Here is a 22,645-nt window from a genome sequence, read left to right on the forward strand (position 1 = left end):
GTGAGTACTGTTTAACAATGGAGAGTTCCATTGCATAACAAGGCGTTCAAGAGCGATTCCGCAACGCGTGCCAGTTTCGCTTCGCTCACAGTTTGGCTCGCGTCACGTCACGCCTTAACGCGGCGTTAGGTTTCTAGGTTGAGCAAATAGGTGAACGAATGATTCCTGTAGGTTACATGTACAAAGTTGTATCTGGTAAACCTGATTGGCTTAAAGCGAGTCAAATTGAAGATATATACTCAGTAAGTAGTTGTGTTTCGGAAGACTTTTGTGACTGGGTTAATTACTGGAAGCATAATGGTTATTGGTTCTTCGACTCACCATTACTTATTCATGAAATAGCGAATGAGAACTCAATAGATTTAGACAACTTAACTTTGTTCTACTACGAGATGTATGAAAAACAATGGGACTATGATGATAATTGGATAGATTTTTCCCCCCGAGGAATATTTTTCTACGAATGTCGTGGTTCCCGCTTTTAAAGTGTCTTTGGGGTTCGATATCGTCACGTACACGAATAACACTTCGGCTGAATGTTCTCCACTTTCCTGTAACCATATGGCTGAAGAAATTGAGACCAACGAACATTGTCTACTGGAAACCTTTAAATCGGCTGTAGATCTAATCGAGCAGCAAAAATTTAGTCAATGTGAACCAGGGCCTTATCGAATAGTCGAAGTGTTCAGGTGCGAGTATACCTAACAAGGCGTTTAAGAGCGATTCCGCAACGCGTGCCAGTTTCGCTTCGCTCACAGTATGGCACGCATTACGTCACGCCTTAACGCGGCGTTAGTTGCCAACTAGAAAAACGCAGCTAAAACAGAATATTTAGGGCTAGTGTTCGTGCTTTTCTGGCTCGGTTTTGTATTTCAAATTTTAGTCTTTCAGGGTTGTGCAAATCAGGCTTTGTTTTTTTGTGGTCGGACTTTCCGTTTCAGAAGCCGACTCACTTGTTGAGAGTCAGCTCTGTGATATTGTCTTTTCAAATGAGCTTTTTGGTGTTGTTAGGGTGTATTCAACGGCGTTGTTTGTTCCAAGTGGTTTCAGTGACAGGCGCTTTGAAACTGCGCCTGATTTGAGTTTTTCAAAACACATAAAACTAGTGTTGGCAAAGCGGTAATTAACTTCAAACCTAAGCCTTGGGTTTGTCAACTAACAAAGCATTCAAGAGGGATTCACAACGCTTGGCGGTTTCGGTTTGAATTGGCTTTAGTGTTTACGGCACAATGGTTTAGGTTGGGTGGAATGCGTTGTTCACCCCTTAATGCGGCGTTATGTTTCATTCAATAAAAACTCATGATCATCTATTATAAGTTAAGTTCTTTTATCATGAATCCATGCTGTGTAACGTGATGACACTCTTTTTAGCTAAGTATCTATATGAAATGTCATTCCGTATGTGATAGGTTGTAATCTAATACTTTAGGAGGGCATTATGATTAAAAACAGAAAGCAAATGTTAGTGGCTGTTACTATCGCTTGTAGTTTAGTGGCTATCGGAAATGTAGTTCTTCGAAGTTATTGGGGGTTGTAATACCAACATAACAAAGCGTTTAAGACAGATTCCCAACGCATGGCATTTTTTATTCCATCGTTGGGTTTTGTGTTTATGGTGGTATGGTTAGGTTTCGTGGTGGCGTTGCTCACTACTTAACGCGGCGTTAGTTGGCAGGGAAACATGTTAGAACATCAACTAGAAAAGTTAATTAGAAATACTCCTGAGCTAATGGAAACTGCTCAAGCATGTATTGAGGTAGGATTACCAGACTACTTCATTGCAGGCGGTTCAATCACACAACTGATTTGGAACTCACTCTCAGGTGAAAGACCACTCAAGAACGTTAAGGATTTCGATATTGTTTACTTCGATAACGCTAGTACCTTTAATGAAGAAAGCTACAGCAGCCGAATTAACAGTATTGTGAAGCATGAAGTTCCAATTGATGTGGTAAACCAAGCACGTGTTCATGAATGGTATCCTCATAGATTTGGGCAAACTATACCTGCATATACAAAAGTAGAGCAGGGCATTGATTCTTGGTTATCTGCATTTGCAATCGGATTTAAGTTAAATTCAAACGGTATAATGCGTATTTACTCGCCTTATGGGCTATCTGATGCGTTCAATAAAAGTGTAAAGCCAAATCCCGTTGCAATGACGCGCGAAAGCTACAATCAAATGATCGGTGGTTATCGTAAGCGTTGGCCTGACATTACAGTGGAGCCTTGGGAATAGCCAACTAACAAACGCTTTAAGACGGATTCGCAACGCTTGGCGGTTTTGGTTTCAATTGGCTTTTGTGGTTACGGTGCAATAATTTAGTGCAGTGGTAGTGTTGCTCACCACTTAAGCGGGCGTTATGTTTTTGGAGGAAATCATGAATCACTGTTGTGATCAAATGAACTATGCATCGACTTTAGACTGCGACCAACATCAAGATGAGTTTTCATGTCCCGACGTTCTAATACTATATTTAGAAAAATTTGATGAGTACGGAATTATAATCCGGGATGGTGGTTGTAGCTTTTCAATGATTAATTACTGTCCTTGGTGTGGAGTTAATTTGCCTGAGTCTAAGCGTGATTTGTGGTTCGATACATTAGAAAAACTAGGGTTTAATGATCCTACTGAGCAGGATATTCCTGAAGAGTTCAATACAGGTAAATGGTACCAAACATAACAAAGCGTTTAAGACAGATTCGCAACGCTTGGCAGTTTCGCTTCGCTCAAGTATAGCCAAGCGCTGCTCACTACTTAACGCGGCGTTAGCTTACTAAGGGAAACTGAACGAAAAATCAGAAATAAGTAAGCTACCAAAGAAGTAGCTTACTGAAGCATAACTGCTTATTTACTTGACGACTTGCTAGGTTTTAAACCTGGAGTGTTCCCAGGAGTTTTTTTGTTGTCACGTCTGCGTTGGTCTGGTTTACCAGTTGATTTAGCAATTGGTTTTGGACCCGGTTTTAGTGCCATAATGATTCCTCTATTGATGAGAGCAAATCTCTCAAATAGTAATGTATTCATTTGCATGCATACCGACTGTGATATCAGATTGCTTTCCATCTAAATTTTAAGGTTCATGCTTGGTTTGTGTGATGGGTATGGGGGAATTGCCCAAAATCATAAGCTAACAAACTGTTCAAGCAGATTCGGCACGCGTGGCATTTTTGGTTTGCAGTGGCTTTTGTGTTTACGGAGTAGTGCAGAAGCATTTGTATAGCGTGCCTCACTACTTAACAGGGCGTTATGTGACAGGTATGAAATTTGAACATAAGAAAGTAGAACCAAGTAACAGTGACTTTCAGTCGTTAGTCACTGAATTGAACTCATCGCTTACTCAAATTACGAGTGACTCTGGTGAAAGTTCGTTTGCATCCGATACTTTTGATTCATCGAAAGATGGATGCATAGTGGTATATCAAAATAATGTCGCAGTCGCATGTGGTGTGTTTCGATACCATGAAAGTGAAGTTTGTGAACTAAAGCGAATGTATTCCAACAAATCTGGTGCAGGGTCTTATTTACTAGAACAACTCGAACGCTACGCAGTCAACAAAGGGTATCAAAAAGCTATTTTGTCGACACGTAGAGTTAACTCAAAAGCGGTCAGTTTCTATGAACGTAACTTCTACTCAGAATCGACCGCGTATGGTAAATACATAGGTGTAAAACGCTCAATCTGTCTATCAAAGGTGCTAGTTACATAACAAAGCGTTTAAGAGCGATTCCGCAACGCGTGCCAGTTTCGCTTCGCTCACAGTATGGCACGCATCACGTCACGCCTTAACGCGGCGTTATATTTCATTCAATATTGAGGGAACGATGCAAGATAAAAGAGTCAAAGACGTATATAGCTCTTACTTTAAATTTAATAATGAGCGAACTCTTTCCACAGATGTAAAAAGTGAACTTTTTTCGTCTGAGTTTGAAGGATGCTCAGTTTTTATCGACAAAACGCGTAAGTATGACAACCAGATAATAATCCATGGTGTTTGTACTATAGGAGACTTAGAGAGCCATTTGGGGTTGTACAAACATGACATCTCTCCTGAAATTTCTATCGAGCCACAGGCAATCACCAACGAGTTGAAGGCATGGTTATCAAGTCGCGAGTTTGTCCCAGCTTATGAGCATGAGTTTCTCGAACTAAAGGCGGTAAACTACGTAGCGCTCGAAGAAGTTCCTGATGAAGTCACAGTTGAACGATGGACACACGATAATGTCGATGCGTTTCTAGCCTTACTCAAAACGTCAGGTTTAGAGTGTTCGGATGAAATCTGGGATAAGAAGCGCTCATTTTATTGTACAGACACATTTCGCTGTTATGTAGCAAAAATAAATGGTGAACCCTGTGCTTGGGCAACGAGCTTTATCGAAAATGAATATGCAATATTAGCCAATGCGTATACACAAGAAGACTATCGCTCTAAAGGCTGTCAAACTGCTTTACTGCGGGCTCGAATTTCAGATGCAATGTCTTTAGGTGTACAGGTATTTTTAACTGATGTTATGCCAAACAGTACCAGTAGCAAGAATTGTAAATCAGTTGGTTTCTGTAGTGTTGGTGTACGAAGTGTATGGTGTAGCTAGAAATATAACAAACAATTTAAGAGTGATTCAGCACGCTTGGCATTTTTGGTTTGGATTGAATTAGGTGTTTACGGTGGTCAAGTTTAGTGCTGTGGTCGCGTGCTTCACACCTTAATTGGGCGTTAGGCATCAGGAGCGACAATGGTGACAATCGATGAAGTGTATAGAAAGTACGGAGAAACATCAGAAGCAGCTCAACTTTTAGAAACCGAGCTGGGCACATTATTGATTCAGCTATTAGCTGCTGATAAAGGTTTATTTGAAGAACCAACCCCTGATATCGCCCAAAAACTTGTAAACGATGTAAATAAATCCACTCTAGGTCAGTTGATTCGACGGGTAGGACACAGCTCAGAAACAGAAGAGCAAATGGTAGCGATGTTTTCTAACGCACTTAAAACGAGAAATCGATTAGCTCATAATTTTTTTCGTGAACATGGGCTACGTAGAAACAGTGAGATAGGTCGAAAAGCTATGCTAGAGGACCTTGAAGTAATGCACTCTACTCTTCTAGCGGCTTACAAAGGTGCATTGTTATTATCAGGCGTTGACTTAGACGCAATGACAAATGCCTAACAAGGCGTTCAAGAGCGATTCCGCAACGCGTGCCAGTTTCGCTTCGCTCAAGTTTGGCACGCCTCACGTCACGCCTTAACGCGGCGTTATGCGACAAGGAAAAATTTTTAGGTTTCTTTAAATTTAATCTCTTTGGCCATTCGCTTTTGGGTTTCGGCAAATCAGAATTTTCGGTCCAAATTCATGAATCACTCAAACCGTAACATATGCCAAAGTTCGTAAAGTTGCCTCATTGAAAATCGTATTTGGTCGTAGAAAGTTTGCAGGACGCAAAGTGTGGTAAGGGCCAGTTTACGGAAAGCCGATATTTGCTGAAATCCTAGCTCGTTAAGTTTCTTGCAAGCAAAAGCCAAATCTTCGCTTTCAAGCCGCGTTTAGAGCTTGTGGCAACTTTTCCGTGAAATGTTGAATCCGTTGGTTCTTGAATCACAAAAAGTTATCTGTGCGTTTGTAGTTTTTCGTGTTTAAGGTAATGTTTTCGCTAGCCAATTTAGCATTGTCGAAAAATCGCATAACAAACAATTTAAGCAGATTCGCAACGCGTGGCAGTTTTGGTTTGCGGTAAGTTTTGTGTTTAAGGCGCAATGCGGTAGCTTTTGTATTGCGTTGCTCACTACTTAATTGGGCGTTATACAAAATGGAGGAATCAGGACCATGGAAAAGGTTGATTGGCATAAGAATGATATTGATGACGGTACAGTCATTACAGATAGTTACAAGACAACTCAAAACGTTCGTCGTTATTTTAAATCCAAATTTGGTGAGCAATTTAAATTCAACCGAGATTTCATGCAATGGATGAAAAGCTCGGTGGGTTTAACAATGGGTGACGCTTCCCAAGAGTGGATTAGGCGTCAAGATTCAAAGTAAGTCGCGCGAAATTTTGTATAACAAACTGTTCAAGCAGATTCGGCACGCGTGGCAGTTTTGGTTTGCAGTGATTTTGTGTTTACGGAGTAGTGCAGAGGCATTTGTATAGCGTGCCTCACTACTTAACAGGGCGTTAAATTGCAATAGGAGTTCATATGTTCTCAGATCTAATGAGAGACAAGGTTACAGTCCTTAAACAGAACGGTGAAAAATACGAAGATATCCAAGCTAGTGTTCAATCAAAGAAAACGTTTATTCAGCGTAGTGATATCCTGATTGAAACTGGTGATCTTATTCAACGTAAAATGTCGAATGGTGGCATTGAAACGTATGAAGTTATTGACCCTGGTTTCCATGAAGGAGGCTCAATTATCCCTGCTGGTTATCAGATTAAGCATAAAAATCTTGGGTTACCTGAAGCCGAGAAAGCAGTTCAAAGTATTACTTACAATTTGAATGGTCCTAACTCTCGCGTAAATAACCACTCGACTGATAATTCAACAAATGTGGTGAACGAAAATTCAGCTGTTGCTGAACATATCGATTTACTGCGTGCCGAGATTAATCGCTTAGTGCAATCCACTCAGGAAAAACAGGATGCTCTGGAGATTGTTGACGCTATCGAGGGGCAGTTTTCATCAGACAAACCAAGTAAAGCTGTGGTAAATACGCTCATTTCATCCCTACCACATGCGGGTAGCATTGCGTCTATTGGATCTTTTTTAGTATCAGCTTTGGGTGGCTAGCAATTTAACAAACTGTTTAAGAGTGACTCGCAACGCGTGGCATTTTTACTATGCGTTGAATTTAGTGTTTAAGGTGGTATTCGGTAGCATCGGTATTGCGTTGCTCACACCTTAACAGTGGAATGATGTAAAGATTGTCTATAAACCACAATGAACATGAATAAACTTAAAGATAAGTATAATCAATATCTTATGTAGTTTTTGTTTGTTCTGGGTTGTTCATCTAAGTCTCTCTTGGTACGATAATTCTGCTACATATTTGCTACACGCTAGGATGTGTTATGGCTATCAAGCAGAAGATCACCAATACCTCTATCAAGTCTCTCACCGTCGAGCAAGGACGTTTAAACGATACCGAAATCAGCGGCTTTCACGCTCGAATTTCTCCCAAAGGTTCTATCAAGTATTACCTCTATTATCGACTCAACGGAAAGCAGCGAAATTACCTGATTGGTTCGGCTGATTCACTGACGCCAGCTCAAGCTCGTGATTTAGCAAAAGAGAAATCCGGATTAGTGGCAAGTGGGGTTGATGTTCAGGAATCTCGCCACGAAGCGAAACGGCTTGAAATGCGCAAGAGCCTAACGCTTGGCAAGTATTTGGAAGAGCACTACAAAGACTATTTGATTGCGATGAATCCCAAAAGGGCAAAGCAGTCTTATCAATGTGTAGCTAATAACTTTAAGCACCTTACCAACAAACCATTAGATGAGATCAGTGCTTGGGATCTTCAGCAGTGGGTCACAGAGCGTCGAAAGGCTGGAAAGGCTCCTGCCACAATTACCTACGCGTTTAACCGGCTTAAAGCGGCGTTTAACCGCGCCGTTGAGTGGGAGTTTATCGATTCCCACAACCTCAACAACGTCAAACTTATCAAAGAAGATAACACTCGCATTCGCTACTTATCTCAAGAGGAAGAGCAAGCCTTATTGAGCGCAGTAAAAGAGCGCGATAGCCGCTTACGTGATGCTCAGCGACCGGCAGTCCACAATAAGGCGGAACTAGGACGATTTATCGATTACTTTGAGCCTTTAATTATTATGGCAATGCACACGGGTATGCGAAAAGGGGAGCTGTTAACGTTACGTTGGGAGCATATTTCTATGGTTAATCGTTACCTTACGATCCGCTCGGAAAATGCCAAGTCCAAGAAAAAACGGACAATACCGCTTAATGACACTGTCTATAGCATGTTGGAAAACTGGCGAGGTCAGAATCCAGAAGCGGTGTTTGTGTTTGAGCACCTTGGGAAACCAGTCGAGTTTTTTCAGCATCCTTGGCAAACGGTGTTGAAGGAAGCAGGCCTTCATGATTTCAGGTTTCATGACTTGCGGCATCATTTTGCAAGCAAATTAGTGATGGCTGGAGTGGATTTAAACATTGTTCGTGAATTGCTGGGGCACGCTGATTTAAAAATGACACTACGCTACGCGCATTTGGCACCTGAGCATAAAGCAACAGCGGTGAGTTTGATTGGGTAATTTGTAACATTGAATTATCTGTGAAAGGGCGCAACGACATTAAATAGTATGGCGTTTATAAAGGATTTTTGAATGTTTACTCTAGTGTTAGCGAGATGAAATTATTATTTTGTAATGTAGGTTGGATGAAAGATTATAATGGGGCTAGTGAGAAAGATAAGCCCAAGAGAGGTGGTGCCTACAATCAGAATAATATTGGGCATGAGGTGTGTAACTTTACAAATTCTGATGGAACTGTTTTTGGATATGTTGAGCCTACAGGAAAAATAAATATAGGTAGATTGGGAGCCAAAAAAAATGATGAATATATTGAAGGAGTAACAGTAGTTTGGTTGGCAGGACCTGACTGTGGGGGAACAGCTGTTGTAGGATGGTATAAAAATGCAACTGTTTACCGCGAACTGCAGGATAACAGGTCACTATCGTCTATTCATAAGGCAAATAACATTACCAAATATAGAATAAAAGCTAAATTCACTGATGCAGTCTTATTACCAGAAAGTTGTCGGTCGATAATGATTCCCCGAGCCGTTAAAGGAGGGATTGGACAAAGCAATATATGGTATGCAGATTCGCCTGATAGTGCCGTTTATGTCGAGCCAGTGATTCAGATGATCAACAATGGTTATGTAATACCAGAATTTGAAGAAATCAGTAGTTTAGAAGGGACTCCGAGGCTGAGAGCCCATGTTATTCGAGAGCGTAATAGTAAGTTAGTCGCAGAGAAAAAAGCACAAGCATTAAAGAGAGGAACACTAAAATGTGAAGTTTGCAATTTTGATTTCCATGATTTTTATGGAGAGTTAGGAGAAGAATTTTGTGAAGTGCATCATTTAACGCCTTTACATAAAAGTGATGGTGTTCAAAAAACACGTTTAGCCGATTTGGCAATAGTATGTTCCAACTGCCACCGTATGATCCATCGAACAAATCCAATGTATGGGATCCCCAAGATGAAAAGATTGATTAAGAAGGTAGCAGCAACTAGTAAGCTTTAAACTTTTTAATCCGGTTGAGTCATGGGCATGCACTAGATGGTATATATGGCAGGCCCATTCGAATAATTTTCGCTTAAATATTAATGGTATTAGAGCAGTTCGTTTGGAAACCTTTTCTATAAGTTGAGCACCCCCAGAATAGACCATTTATTCCATTTCTCATTTTCATTTCATTCCCACATTTGCATATAGGACGTTCGTCGCCGCAACTTGTATCGATGCAGACTTGAAAGCCTTCTTTAATATCGCGGCTCATTGGGCTGCCACATTTAGTGCAGGGGGTCTCTTTGTGCTTACAGCGTGGATACAGTGAACATGATAAAAATTTCCCGTACTGCCCAACCTTTGGTCTCAAGATGCCGGTTCCGCAACTGTGACAGGTTATCTTTTCTGCCTCTAATTGGATTAGTGATACATCAAATTCCTCAGTCTCTATAGGATACTTCTTCTTCAATAGTTCAGTGACAAACTCACTGGCATCCATCATGTCAGCTAAAAGGTAAGCTTTGTGCTTAGCGCGTGTCAGTGCGACATAAAACAATCTTCGTTCCTCTGCATGAGTGAATTTATCACCTTGAGGAAGAAGAGCATCAACGAGTGGCGGGGTTTGTTTCTCTGATGGGAAACCATGCTTGCCAGTTGTTAGCCCTAAAACAACAACGTACTCCGCTTCTTTACCTTTTGAAGCATGAAAGGATTGATTCTCTATCTCTAGTGTCGGATATCGGTGTTTTAACGTTCTAAGTTGATGAATATCGGGAAGCTGATACCAATATCGCGCGAGCAAGTACACTTTATTTTTGCTCGGTTGTTTTGAGGTTATAACTTGGTTTGCTATGGAGGTGAGAGCTTTGTCTAAAGCAGACATTCCCTCTTCATCACTACTTTGGCGAATAACGCTTACGGCAGGTTTATCGACTTGGACAAGTGATTTAATGTCTTTTTTTAATTGGACAGGGTTCTGAGTAACGAATTGAGTCGCGACTTCACCAATGGAATTATTGAATCGAAACGTCATATCAAGCGTGGTTTCAGACGTGGGACCAAAGTAATTGGAAAACTCGGTGGTAAGTCGTACATCTGCACCACTGAACCGATATATGGCTTGCCAATCATCGCCCACACAAAATAGCGAACATCCAGGTGTACTATCGCGCAACGCTTTGACTAGTCTTGCTCTTGGCTCTGAAATGTCTTGGAATTCATCCACCAATAGGTATTTCCAAGGTGAACTGAATCTGCCGGTTTGTACGTAATCTAGTGCTTTTCCTATCATGTCATTGAAGTCAATAACTTGATGATCATGTAAGTATCTTTGATAGCTATGATAGAGCGGCATCAAAAGCTCTAGAGCCTTTTCGGTTTGCTTCGGGTCAAGCGATTCATTGATGATCCGTTCTACGCCGCTATCGTCTAGACAGGCGGCTTTGTACATATCGACCAATGCCGTGAGCAATCGAGCGAGTTCAGTCACTTGTCCCATCTTCTCTAAGTTGCTGAGTAAGACATCATCAGGAATAGGGTTAACGTCAACGTTACGGGACAATAGCTCTTGCTCTAATGCATTTAACAGCTTGCCCTTTTTGTGCTGGTGGTAAAACACTTCCACATACCCAGTTTCATATTTCTTGTGGGTTTCACGTTTCCAAGCAATGCTTTGGTGGTAACGTTCTTGATTAACATAGGGGGCAGTGTTTCCGTTTTCATCGGTTCCGTAATATTCGATATAGATATCGTAATCAGGAAGGTAAAAATCGGGTTCGTATTGACGATACTCTTCTGTTGCGACATCAATTCGATACTTGGCCTCATATTGATAGTTAATCCCCTTTCTAAATAGCCAGTTAGCTATGACCATTTCACCAAAACTTTTGACTTGTTCTCCTCTCATGGAGCGAATGTCATTGTCATTGAGATATTTGAGGTAGGCACCTTGAGAGCTAAAATCCCAAGGACTTTTGTCAACGTAATAATAAGAGCTGAAATATTCGAGTAGAGCCTTGCGATAATCACTGTCTCGCATGAGTATCTCTATTTGATCATTCATCCATTTTGCTTTGGCTTTAGGGCTGTCTTCTAGTTTGGATAGACTCGGTTTTTTTCCTTCCACATCAGAGATGATTTTTATACCAAGGCTGTGAAACGTACTGGCTTTTACATCATCTAGCCCGAGTTTTTCTTTGATGCGTTCGTCCATTTCCAATGCGGCAATTCGACCATAAGCAAGCATGAGTATCTCGCTTGGCTTAGCTTGCTCACTTTTCACTAAATAGCCTGTTTTTCCGACCATAACGCTGGTTTTACCGGTTCCAGCGCCAGCAAGGAGAAGGTTGTTATCATTGTCGGTCACACAAGCAATTCGCTGCTTTTGGGTTAGTGGGTTTGACTCCACCGAATCAAAAAAATCTTGATAGTGTGTAAGTTGCTTTTGTAGATAACGCTGCCGTATTTTATCGATATCGGAAGATGTCCAATTATGTATGTTGCTGAGTTTATTCGCTGTTTCTTTTGCTTGTTCTGATAGACCTTCAACTTTATCCCAGCCTTTCCAGCGTTTGATTTCTTCGTTAACGAATGCCCTAATACTGTTTACTGTGGAATCTCTAATAAATGTGGCAGTGCATTGGTAATAAGCGTCACTGAGGAAACTTTGCAGACGCTCTGCGTTTTTATTTCCCCAAAACTTAATAAAATGCTTGGCGTACTTAAAGGGAAGTAAATATCCAAGCATACGATAGCGATATGCTTTCCCTTTAGCGGTAAAACTTAAATTGCCACCGTCTAGGGCAAGCGTAAACGTAGGTGGTGAATCCAACTGTTCCCAAAAAAACTGATTTTCTGTTTCATCTTGAAGCACTCTAATCCCATCATTATCCACTTGAACTAGGAGCTCCTTCTTGAAGAAGCGAGCCAAAGGGTTTGATGTGAGTGTCCAAAAAGTCATTGTATGCTGCCAGTTATAATTTGATATGCCTCGAAAAGTTCAAGTAGTGTAACGCATTAGATATACATAAGCAGTTGAGCTAGGTTGGGTTTCTACGATCCAATGAAACGCAAGAGTGTAAATAAACTCGGCGGTTTTAGTTTTGTTAGAAGATTGGTATTTGAATGCCTAATCTCCTGTAAGTATTCAGTTAGCTATGATGCGGTAGTTTGTTCACATTGTTCATGTTCATGGTTGTTTATACAGTGGTTTTAATGATTTAATACCGCGCTAAGACAGTCATTACTCAAAGGGAGAGAGTTGTGAACCCGCTTAAGCGCCGTTTCCTGCATTTGTCAGAGCTAACCGATAAGACCTATCTCACTCAAGGAGATGTGTTTGATGCCGTTAATAACCACTTAATGGCGTTATGCGCAGTAACCCAAGGTCAAAATTTCGGGGGCTACATTTCCCGCAGTGAGCGAGTCGTCGTCTCCATTTTCGATTATGGCGGCGTTGTTCGCTTGTCGATGCCGATGTCCAAACGCTTTACTGTTTCACTGGAAACGCATACCTGCGAAGATATATTGATTTTGGAGCCTGACCGTGTGTACCGTTGGCGTTCGGTTAACCAAGCGTTTAATGGTGTTCAGGAAGCGAGTTTTTCCTATAAAAACGCCAGTTTTAAACAACCCACAGGACCTTTTCTTGCCAGTACGGAAATCAGTACTGACTTAACCGTAAACAGTGTACTTGGTAAATACGCAGGAATGCTCTCCCGACTCATTCCCAATGAAAAAACTGAACAAATCGCCAATCAATACCCTGATACGGGTGGTCAGCGACTGAAAATCAAACCGCTTTCGGTTAAACCAGAGCAACTGCGCATTGATATCGACGATTTAATCGGTGTGTTTGGCGCTGAAAGCATTAAGGTGTCCGGTTACGGTTCGGTTATCGAAAGCACTTCGAGTGCTATGTCAACGGTTAACCCAACGGTGGGTTCAACGGTTAAAAGTACTGAGTCAATGCACTTAAGTTCGGTTAACGCACTTCCTAATGCCCCATTAGATTCGGTTAGTCAATGCACTGATGTTCGGTTAGGTTCGGTTACCCAACCGTTACTCACACACCCCATCGCATTAATCGCTTATCGTATTCTTCAACGTAACGCTCAAACCAGAGCCGATAAGGTTTGGGCAATGCTTCGACAAGACGTTAACCAACACGATTTTAACCGACACTATGACGTTGATTTAGTGGTTGAGAGTATTACGCAAGACAGTGTCACTTGGTTTGGGCGAGGCGATAGTGAAAACACCATGTCTTATGATTCATTTCGCAAAAACGTATTGGTGGATGTCCGTCGATTAGTCAAAGCAGAGCAAGCCGAAAACCTAACGTCGTCGTGAACGTCGTTGTTGGCGTCATATGACGCTGTGACCGGTTAAGTTGAAGTCTCAATGAACAACAGGAGACATCAACATGACAACAAGCACCGTTGTGAAACGCGCATTTACCGAGCAAGAGACTGCTGCTTACATTGGAATGAGTCGTTCTTTCTTACGCCAATCACGAATGGAAGGACAACGCAAAAACCGCACCATGGCACCGCCATTCATTAAGATTGGGCGCGCTGTCCGTTACCTCAAAGAAGACCTCGACCAATGGTTAGAAAGTCATACTAAATGTGACCACCTCTCACAAAAGGAGGGCACCTATGCTTAATGACGGTAACGAGCCTGCCTTTCCTCATGTGAAGTACAAAGAATCAGGACAACGCATTGTGCTTAATACTGCTGACAATCTTAAGGCGCTACTTGATAGCGCCGGATACGAAGCTAAGCACAATAAAATGACCTTAGAGCCCGATATTTTCAAAGACAGCCAATTAGCAGGAGCGCAGGAAGAAGTGCGCAGTGAGCTGATTTCTCTCGCTTCGATTTATTCCATGCCTCGAAGTGCCATTGATGACCACTTTGGCGCGTTGGCTTTAAAGAATCGGTATCACCCAATAGCAGACTGGCTACATGGAACGTGGGACGGTGTAGCAAGAGTTAACGCCGCCTTAAGCTGTCTGAAGGCCAAGCATCCTGAGCTTTCTAATGCGGTGTTGCTACACTGGTTAGTGGGCTGTGTAGCATGTCTATTTGTTGGTAACTTCAAATCCAAATTGGTGCCCGTATTGCAAGGGGAGCAGTCATTTAAGAAAACAGCATTTGTAGAGCGTATTGCCAACGTGATGCCTAATGCGTTTCTGGAAGGGGCAGAGCTTAACCCAGACAACAAAGACAGCGTGTTATCGGTGATCCGTTCTTGGATTGTCGAACTTGGCGAGTTAGAGCGCTCGACCAAAAACTGCCAAGGGGCACTGAAAGCGTTTGTCACGCGCTCGAAAGATACGGTAAGGCCGCCTTATGCACGTACTGACATCAAGAAAGAGCGTCAAACCAATCTGATTGCGACGGTCAACGGCACGGACTTCTTAAAAGACGAGACAGGGAACACTCGTTACGCGGTGATTGAATTGGTCGATGAAACCGATATGGAGACGTTGAATTACATTCTTGGATGGGAATATCAGCCAACAGGGGAGTTAACCCTCAAAGAGCCTGAGAAACTGCGTCAGTTCTGGTTAGAGGTGAAACACCAGTTTATGGTTAAGCATCATCCTTGGATGTTACCTGCCGCGTTACAAGCGCAAGTCTCACAGGAATCTGCTAAGTATGTAGACAAAGGGAACTGGTATAACTTATTGAATGACCACTTAGCTGACTGCCACGGCAAAGCCAAAGAGTGGCTTTCTACCAAGCAGGTGTGTGAGCTGTTACGAGTTGATGCTTCAAAGGGCAGTGTACTTGGCAAAGCACTGAACCAACTCCATAAGGAAGGACGCATCGAGAAAAAACTGAAAAACGGCTACAACCAGTACCTTTTCCCAACGGTCACTCCCCACATTCCATTTCAGTAAGTTGTCAAATTAACCCCACCTCCCCCACTTGCCTCACTGATTCAGTGGGGGAGGTGGGGCAAGTGGGGTAAGTTTTGATACTTTGTAGTTATAATTTTCCGTGTATTAGTTTACATGTAGGCCTAATAGATCAAAAAATTACTATTTATATTGTAAAATTAGACCTTAAGTTTATAGATAAATGGTAATGAAATTTTTAATAAATAAACACCATCAATATTATTTTTTATTTATATAATAATTAGCATGGCATTTTGTTTAGCGTAGGTAGAAAATACGTATCGTGTACTAAAACGTGACGAAAGTAAGGTGTAATTCTAGGATATTGAAGGTAATATTATAGGATTAGTCTGGAATTTCTATATAAGAATAAATTGATGGGGTATTAAGTTGCAGCATGATTGTAAGTATCAAGAAGTCTAACATTTCATAGATTAATATTGCTGTAAGTCACATATCTAATGGCAATTATGAAAGAATCTAACCTTAGGATTATTGAATCTTATAATAAAAAATATAAAAAAAAATCATGTAGTTACCACCATTATTCAGAAGATGATAACTTGATTTAGCTACAGGTATTACGAAATTAATTAAAGAAAAATATAGAGTATTAAAACCGAGCATTGAATACTTAGCTGATGAAGTTGTTATGGCTCAAGCTTGGAAAAAAACACACGGCTATATTCGCTCGTTTAACTGGTATGCAGATACATTAGAATTGGATATATCAGCATTATGTATTGAGCAAAATGCGAAAAAATGGGCGACTTCAGTAAAAAGAGCAAAATTGAATAAGTTGGAGTTGGTACCTGCGGCAAAAAGCGAAATATGGTCTTTTGATAAATATGGTTGGAACCCTGTAAACATAGAGAAAAGACAAGAAAAGCCACCTATAAGACCGCTCGCTCATATTTCAATAAGGGATCAGACATGGGCTAGTGCAGCGATGCTATGTTTAGCTGATTCTGTAGAATCAGCTCAAGGAGACTGCAGCCATAAAGAACAGACATATGAGCAAGCACGCTACAACAAAGTATATAGTTATGGGAATCGACTTCTATGTGACTGGAAAAATAAAAATGAAGCTTGGTTCCGTTGGGGAAATAGTGAAACATACAGAAAATTCTTTACTGATTATCAAAATTTTTTAAAGAGGCCTGTCGAACTTGGACGAATTGCAACTGAGCAAGCAACCAACGCGGAAGAAGTTTTTATAGTTAACCTAGACTTGTCTAAGTTTTATAACACGATTGATATTGATGTATTGATTGAGCGTCTAAAACGTATTGTTGTTGAATTTGGATATGCAGAATGCCCTAAGTTTTGGAATGCATTTAAGCGTATAACAAGTTGGTCTTGGTCTGTTGCAGATTTAAAGCGCGCAGAGCTTCTTAAACTCGGAGATATTCAAAAAGGTCTACCTCAAGGACTTGTTTCAGCGGGCTTCTATGCGAATGCATATTTAGTTAATTTTGATAGAGAACTTGGTAATTTTATAGGTAAAAGTCAACATGGAATTACTCTACACGATTATTGCCGATATGTAGATGATATACGTTTAGTGATTAGCGCTAGTGACAAAACTCCCTCTGAAATTTCTAGAATAGTTAACAAAAAAGTAAACCAAATACTAAAGGAATTCGGCGGCCCAGATCTTGAGCTAAATAATGATAAAACAAAAGTAACTCTACTTAAAGATCTCGACAACAGTGGGAGTATGGCGAGTAGAATTGAAATGATTCAAAGTGAAATGAGTGGTCCTGCAGATAGAGATGTATTGAGTAATGTTTCTGGCATGTTGGAAAGCTTATTAGATATTGAAGATGTAGACATTCCAAAGTTAGATAGAAGTCATGCTGACTCTTCTTTGTTACAGCTGTCAGATTACGATCATGATATTAGACCTGATACTTTAAAACGTTTTGCGGCAAATCGATTAGAAAATATTGTTAAGTATAAGAGAAAAATAAGTTTTTATGAGAAGAGTGATGGTTTTGATAATAATGAAGAATTACTAGCAAAGAAGCTTATATCAGCATGGATGAAAGACCCTTCACTAGCCCTTGTTCTCAGAAAAGCAATCGAAATTTATCCAGATGCAGATTTATTTGAACCGGTATTTGAAGCAATTTTTAATCGTAGCAGTTATTGTAAGACCAATCGGGAACCTGATTCAATTACCGCTCAAATGATGAATTATATACTTGCTGACTTGTGTAGATGTGCAATTGATTTTAATGGATATTTTCAAGTAGTTAATTATCCCAAAAGCTTGGATCCTACTTCTATTATTGAACTAATTTCTCGCTATGCACAGAAAATAATTTCTAGCACTAAAGTTTCAAAATTTGTAAAAAGACAGGCGTTAATGTTACTAGCAGTCGTTAATAAGCCTTTGTCGTTAAAGCTTAAGGGGAGCTCTCCTCAGGAAAATCTCCACTCTATATTAGTATATGATCAATCAGAATATAAATTTGAAATTAGTGCTCTTTTTGAAGTCGCTGCACAAATTACCGGAAAGTTTGATACTTATGCATCACTATTTTTGGAGAGTATTTCTTCTCTTGAAGACAAATATACTCCACTAGAAGTATTTGCTAAGAGAGGTGGGCCTTTTTGGTTGGCGTTATGGAAATCGCTAGATAAGAAAGTTAACAATAAAGCACTATGCAAAAAACTTAAATGGGCTGCTCCCCAAATAACTTTCCAGCCAAAACCTAGAAAACAGCTTCTCTCAAAAGTTATAAATTCAGATCTAAATGGGTTTGAATTTGAACATGCATTGCTTAAACTTGCGCTTGGATTGTTAGATAAAGCGCGAGAAGATATTAATGTTATAGGCTCCTCACCAAATGAAATCTCCATAGATATTAAACCTAAACTACAGTGGGATAAAGTTTGGAGTTCAACGATAAAAGAAGTTAATTGCACTATTGAGCAAAGTTCATTTAAAGATCCCAGATTTTTAACACCGGATTGGATTGATCGTGAGAAAGCGGATAGGCAAATCATCTATTGGATTGGTACTATACTAAGAACCTCGGCTGTGGGGGCTGGTGATTTTACGGAGAGCAGATGGAAAGAAGGAAAAACGGTTACTTATAAAGGGCTACGTACTAGCTGGTATAAACGCCGAATGGGTATGATGCACGCTCCGGAATCAATAGTTGGTGAGTTTGCAACTACCAGTAACTGGTTTTCAGATTTTTTGATCCGTTGTCTTCAATGGCCGGGCTTTGAATCAACATTTGTTCATGATGCTGATGTCCGGTCAATTGAAGATTTAGAATCATTTGATAGTTGTATAAAGAAAAGATTGGCTTATCTTAATAGTCTAATTTGTGAAGCTTCGTCGCTACCTGTCATACCGACTAAAGTTAATAGGCCTAGCAAAAAAGACAATTTTAGAATTGTTACTGTACAACAGCTGTTGCCGAAGTCTATTGATTTCAGTGTTTCTGATCCTTATTTAAGTAATTCTAAATATCGTTCTAAACATCGAGAGCATATTTTATCTATTAGCAAATTAATACTAAAAACACTACAGGCTAAAGCATGTGCTGAAAATGAAGATTCAAAGCCGTATGCCGACTTAATAGTGTTTGCTGAACTTGCGGTTCATATTGATGATCAAGATGTAATAAAGCGTCTAGCAGATACTACCGGATCAATAATATTTGCAGGTTTAGTCTTTACTGATCATGAAGGACAGCTGGTGAATATTGCTCGATGGTTCATACCTGATTATCGAGAGAGTGGACGGCAGTGGGTCATTCGTGATCAAGGTAAAGAGAACATGACGTTAGAAGAGATAAAATTGGGAGTGAATGGTTTTAGACCTTGTCAACACGTTATCGAACTTCATGGGTATGATGAGGGACCTTTCCTGATTAGTGGTTCTATTTGTTATGATGCTACAGACATTAAGTTAGCTGCAGATCTCAGAAACATCACAGATTTGTATATTGTCGTTGCTCACAACCAAGATGTAAATACATTTGATAATATGGCAGCTGCTTTGCAATATCATATGTATCAGCATGTTGTGATTTGTAATATTGGAGAGTTTGGTGGTTCAACTATTCAAGCTCCATATAAACAACGATATGAACGTTTAATATCTCATGCTCATGGAACTAAACAAATTTCTATTAGTACTGCAGATATAGATTTAGCTGCGTTCACCAGAAAAGTGAAACAATATAAAGCTGTTAAGACAAAGCCAGCAGGAATAAAAAAATGACGTGTTTTACAACTGGATGGAGCGCTTTTTTTGACGTTGCTCTATGGGTAAATTGGGCCACCATAGCTACTTGTGCGGTGGCTATGATTTCAGCTGGAGTCGCTTATAAGCAATGGATTAGTTCAAAATTAGAGGCTCGGCGTGCAACAGCATATTCGGCGTACTCAAGGTTTCTTGAGTTATGTGATCAATCACCAGATTTTGCGTATGCAGACGAGCAAGTGATCAAAGTTAATCAGAAAGACTACATAAAATATCGTTGGTTTGTAGCTCAGATGTTGTTCGCGTTTGAACAGATATTGGATGTTCTGCCAGATGATGATAAGTGGAATGTAACAATTAGAAATCAACTCAAAAAACATGTGTGGCATTTGAGACAATCGAATTCGGTCGATAGAGGAGAATGGTGCCAGCCTTTGCAAGCACTTATCGAAAGAGTAATCGAACAGGTCAACGATTGAATATACTGTCTAACCTCCAACTCTTAGTTTTAGAAATTGCAGGAAGTATTGGATTTCCATAAATACGTATACTATCAAATGTTAGATTAGTTTGGTTGTATCTTTGGGAACCGGAAGTCAAAGAGTCTAGTGCTACATAATTGCTATTTATTATCTTTTATTTTACGTATTTTAAAGTTAAATGCATGATATTATTTGATTTTTGTTTGTTTCATCTCCCCCTTAACAGGGCGTTAGGTTTCTAGGTTGAGCAAATAGGTGAACGAATGATTCCTGTAGGTTACATGTACAAAGTTGTATCTGGTAAACCTGATTGGCTTAAAGCGAGTCAAATTGAAGATATATACTCAGTAAGTAGTTGTGTTTCGAAAGACTTTTGTGAGTGGGTTAATTACTGGAAGCATAATGGTTATTGGTTCTTCGACTCACCATTACTTATTCATGAAATAGCGAATGAGAACTCAATAGATTTAGACAACTTAACTTTGTTCTACTACGAGATGTATGAAAAACAATGGGACTATGATGATAATTGGATAGATTTTTCCCCCCGAGGAATATTTTTCTACGAATGTCGTGGTTCCCGCTTCTAAAGTGTCTTTGGGGTTCGATATCGTCACGTACACGAATAACACTTCGGCTGAATGTTCTCCACTTTCCTGTAACCATATGGCTGAAGAAATTGAGACCAATGAACATTGTCTACTGGAAACCTTTAAATCGGCTGTAGATCTAATCGAGCAGCAAAAATTTAGTCAATGTGAACCAGGGCCTTATCGAATAGTCGAAGTGTTCAGGTGCGAGTAAACCTAACAAGGCGTTCAAGAGCGATTCCGCAACGCGTGCCAGTTTCGCTTCGCTCAAGTTTGGCAAGCATTACGTCACGCCTTAACGCGGCGTTATGCCTTTCTGAAACTTCAGTTTTAGATGCTCCTTGAACAAAAATGAGATAAGCGTCATGTGTATACTGCTTACTCGATCTAATATTAGCTATAACAACATATATGTTATGTTAATTCATGCAGGGATTAATTGTTCAAGGAGAATGACCATGAGTGATAGTCGAGTGGGAAGTGACGAAGAAAGAGCTGATGAATTACTATTCAAGGACAAAGTAGAAGAAATATCAAGGAATGTTTTTACATCTAAGTTATCAGAAATTAAAAAGCTCATAATTGCATTTCTATCAGGATTGACGCTACTCGTGGGTGCTGGTTTTGTTTGGAAAGAAAATGTACTCCTTCCCGTTGTTGAATATATATATATCCTGTAGAGTATTTTTACCCCAAAATTAAAGCTCAGCTACTTGATGATGATAAATTTGTACAAGCATTAATAAATGATGAGCAAAAAAAGGCAGTTATTAGTTATATCAAGACTGATGAGCCAGAAGATATAAGGCTACGTCATTTTCCTTCCGTTGATACAGACGTTTTTGAAAAAATAAGAAGTACTATTGAAACTGATGAGGTATTGAAAAAACGAGTTTGGACAGTACTTGAGTCAGGTGATGAAGCTGAGTTTAGCCGCTTAATAAAAAGTAATTTCGGTGATGCGCTTGTTGATGAGTTTTATGAAGAAATGACTTATGTATATGAGACTCTTCCTAATCGAAATCGAGAGAAATTTGAAAAAGAAATCGTAAAGAAAGGTAGCATGCTTCTGCCCGTCGCGATTAAAACTGTTGGATCAAAACATGAAGGTAATCCAGATTCTTGTGGAACACGAGTTAGTCATTCAAAGCTACAGGCTGTAGTTGTTATCCCGCAAAAAGCTACAGATCGAATGTACCGATGGTTTAAGTGCCCTAGCACAGAATTCCCACATTTATTTATAAAATTGAAAATCAATGGGCTAACTCTTGATGATGAAATTCAAGTTATTGGAGTATCTCGCGAGGGTCAGGGGAAAAGTGTGGAGCTGAGAGTTACACAGTCAGTTGGTAAACGGTTCAATCTACCAGGTTGGGAAAAATACGAAAGTAATGCTTCCGGATACTTTAACGTCACGCGAGCTTCATTCTAGTTCAGCTTCTAGCATAACAAGATGCTTAACAGTGACCCAAAACGCGTGGCACTTTTGCTTCGCAAAGTGTACGCCACGGTTTTGTGCACGTTAGCTTTGCGTTATGCGACAAGGCAAATTTTTTAGGTTTCTCTAAATTTAATCTCTTTGGCCAATCGTTTTTTAGTTTCGGCAAATCAGTATTGTCGACTCAAATTCTTGAATCACTCCAACCGTAAAACATGCCAAAGTTCGTGATGTTGCCTCATTCAAAATTGTATTTGGTCGGGGAAAGTTTTTCAGGCGTAAAGTGTGGAAAGGGCAAGTTTACAGAAAGTCCGTATTTGCTGAAATTTCGGCTCGTTGAGTTTCTTACAAGTAAAAGCCAAATCTTCGCTTTAATGCCGTGTTCCGCGCTTGTGGCGGTCCTTTTAAGAAATGTTGAATTCGCTGGTTCTTGAATCACAAAAAGTCATCTACGCGTTTGTAGTTTTTCGTGTTTAAGGTAGTGTTTTCGTTAGCCAATTTAGCATTGCCGAAAAATCGCATAACAAACAATTTAAGCAGATTCGCAACGCATGGCAGCTTTGGTTTGCAGTGAGTTTTGTGTTTAAGGCGCAATGCGGTAGCTTTTGTATTGCGTTGCTCACTACTTAATTGGGCGTTATGCAAAGGAAAGCGAGTGGAAATACATCTAGCAATAGAATCAGATATATCAGTATTGGCGGAGCTAAATCATCAATTAATTAAAGATGAAGGCCATAGAAATCCGATG

Annotated in this window: 18 protein-coding genes; 17 read left to right on the forward strand and 1 reads right to left on the reverse strand. The window is 40.1% G+C overall.

The annotated features are described in order from the left end of the window. Window positions 1–158: 158 nt before the first annotated feature. The 10 genes from ACFFUV_RS22490 (at window position 159) to ACFFUV_RS22535 (ending at window position 9,265) form a co-directional block, all read left to right on the forward strand. On the forward strand, window positions 159–485 hold the full coding sequence (locus ACFFUV_RS22490; RefSeq protein WP_390197863.1) for a hypothetical protein: 327 nt from the start codon (window positions 159–161) through the stop codon (window positions 483–485). Between the two features lie 1,196 nt (window positions 486–1,681). Further along, complete coding sequence (locus ACFFUV_RS22495) at window positions 1,682–2,239, forward strand: nucleotidyltransferase family protein (protein ID WP_390197866.1); 558 nt, start codon at window positions 1,682–1,684, stop codon at window positions 2,237–2,239. Between the two features lie 124 nt (window positions 2,240–2,363). Further along, entirely contained in the window at window positions 2,364–2,684 is a 321-nt protein-coding gene (locus ACFFUV_RS22500; protein ID WP_390197869.1) for a DUF6980 family protein, read from the forward strand. A 577-nt stretch (window positions 2,685–3,261) separates the two neighbouring features. Beyond that, window positions 3,262–3,711: a GNAT family N-acetyltransferase gene (locus tag ACFFUV_RS22505; RefSeq protein ID WP_390197872.1), complete on the forward strand. Its 450-nt coding sequence runs from the start codon at window positions 3,262–3,264 to the stop codon at window positions 3,709–3,711. A gap of 115 nt (window positions 3,712–3,826) precedes the next feature. Continuing rightward, window positions 3,827–4,594 carry a GNAT family N-acetyltransferase gene (locus tag ACFFUV_RS22510; protein WP_390197875.1) on the forward strand — a complete coding sequence of 256 codons (768 nt, stop codon included), beginning with the start codon at window positions 3,827–3,829 and terminating at the stop codon, window positions 4,592–4,594. A 141-nt stretch (window positions 4,595–4,735) separates the two neighbouring features. Next, window positions 4,736–5,170, forward strand: a complete 435-nt coding sequence (locus tag ACFFUV_RS22515) for a hypothetical protein (protein WP_390197878.1) — start codon at window positions 4,736–4,738, stop codon at window positions 5,168–5,170. A 654-nt stretch (window positions 5,171–5,824) separates the two neighbouring features. Next, window positions 5,825–6,040 (forward strand): DUF6434 domain-containing protein, encoded by a 216-nt coding sequence (locus tag ACFFUV_RS22520; RefSeq protein WP_390197881.1) that lies wholly within the window; start codon window positions 5,825–5,827, stop codon window positions 6,038–6,040. Window positions 6,041–6,195: 155 nt separating this feature from the next. After that, window positions 6,196–6,786, forward strand: a complete 591-nt coding sequence (locus ACFFUV_RS22525; protein WP_390197884.1) for a hypothetical protein — start codon at window positions 6,196–6,198, stop codon at window positions 6,784–6,786. Between the two features lie 281 nt (window positions 6,787–7,067). Continuing rightward, complete coding sequence (locus ACFFUV_RS22530) at window positions 7,068–8,267, forward strand: site-specific integrase (RefSeq protein WP_390197887.1); 1,200 nt, start codon at window positions 7,068–7,070, stop codon at window positions 8,265–8,267. A gap of 95 nt (window positions 8,268–8,362) precedes the next feature. Continuing rightward, window positions 8,363–9,265 (forward strand): HNH endonuclease, encoded by a 903-nt coding sequence (locus tag ACFFUV_RS22535; protein WP_390197890.1) that lies wholly within the window; start codon window positions 8,363–8,365, stop codon window positions 9,263–9,265. A 73-nt stretch (window positions 9,266–9,338) separates the two neighbouring features. Here the strand turns inward: ACFFUV_RS22535 and ACFFUV_RS22540 are convergent, their stop codons facing one another. After that, window positions 9,339–12,209, reverse strand: coding sequence for a UvrD-helicase domain-containing protein (locus tag ACFFUV_RS22540; protein WP_390197893.1), 2,871 nt, complete (start codon window positions 12,207–12,209; stop codon window positions 9,339–9,341). A gap of 302 nt (window positions 12,210–12,511) precedes the next feature. Here ACFFUV_RS22540 and ACFFUV_RS22545 point away from each other — a divergent pair, with 302 nt between their 5' ends. The 7 genes from ACFFUV_RS22545 (at window position 12,512) to ACFFUV_RS22575 (ending at window position 21,891) form a co-directional block, all read left to right on the forward strand. Beyond that, window positions 12,512–13,600, forward strand: a complete 1,089-nt coding sequence (locus ACFFUV_RS22545) for a hypothetical protein (protein ID WP_390197897.1) — start codon at window positions 12,512–12,514, stop codon at window positions 13,598–13,600. A 73-nt stretch (window positions 13,601–13,673) separates the two neighbouring features. Then, the gene (locus ACFFUV_RS22550; protein WP_390197900.1) at window positions 13,674–13,916 is read left to right on the forward strand and encodes a helix-turn-helix transcriptional regulator; all 243 of its coding nucleotides are present in this window, start codon (window positions 13,674–13,676) and stop codon (window positions 13,914–13,916) included. Beyond that, window positions 13,909–15,159 (forward strand): VapE domain-containing protein, encoded by a 1,251-nt coding sequence (locus tag ACFFUV_RS22555; RefSeq protein WP_390197902.1) that lies wholly within the window; start codon window positions 13,909–13,911, stop codon window positions 15,157–15,159. Before ACFFUV_RS22550 ends, ACFFUV_RS22555 begins: the two co-directional genes overlap by 8 nt. A 652-nt stretch (window positions 15,160–15,811) precedes the next feature. Then, the gene (locus tag ACFFUV_RS22560; protein ID WP_390197905.1) at window positions 15,812–19,405 is read left to right on the forward strand and encodes an RNA-directed DNA polymerase; all 3,594 of its coding nucleotides are present in this window, start codon (window positions 15,812–15,814) and stop codon (window positions 19,403–19,405) included. After that, complete coding sequence (locus ACFFUV_RS22565; protein WP_390197908.1) at window positions 19,402–19,866, forward strand: hypothetical protein; 465 nt, start codon at window positions 19,402–19,404, stop codon at window positions 19,864–19,866. The genes ACFFUV_RS22560 and ACFFUV_RS22565 overlap by 4 nt, the downstream gene beginning before the upstream one ends. A 1,051-nt stretch (window positions 19,867–20,917) precedes the next feature. Further along, window positions 20,918–21,139, forward strand: a complete 222-nt coding sequence (locus ACFFUV_RS22570; RefSeq protein ID WP_390197911.1) for a hypothetical protein — start codon at window positions 20,918–20,920, stop codon at window positions 21,137–21,139. A gap of 200 nt (window positions 21,140–21,339) precedes the next feature. After that, window positions 21,340–21,891, forward strand: a complete 552-nt coding sequence (locus tag ACFFUV_RS22575) for a hypothetical protein (RefSeq protein ID WP_390197914.1) — start codon at window positions 21,340–21,342, stop codon at window positions 21,889–21,891. Window positions 21,892–22,645 lie beyond the last annotated feature (754 nt).

The sequence above is a fragment of the Vibrio olivae genome, from assembly GCF_042428525.1.
Taxonomy (GTDB): domain Bacteria; phylum Pseudomonadota; class Gammaproteobacteria; order Enterobacterales; family Vibrionaceae; genus Vibrio; species Vibrio olivae.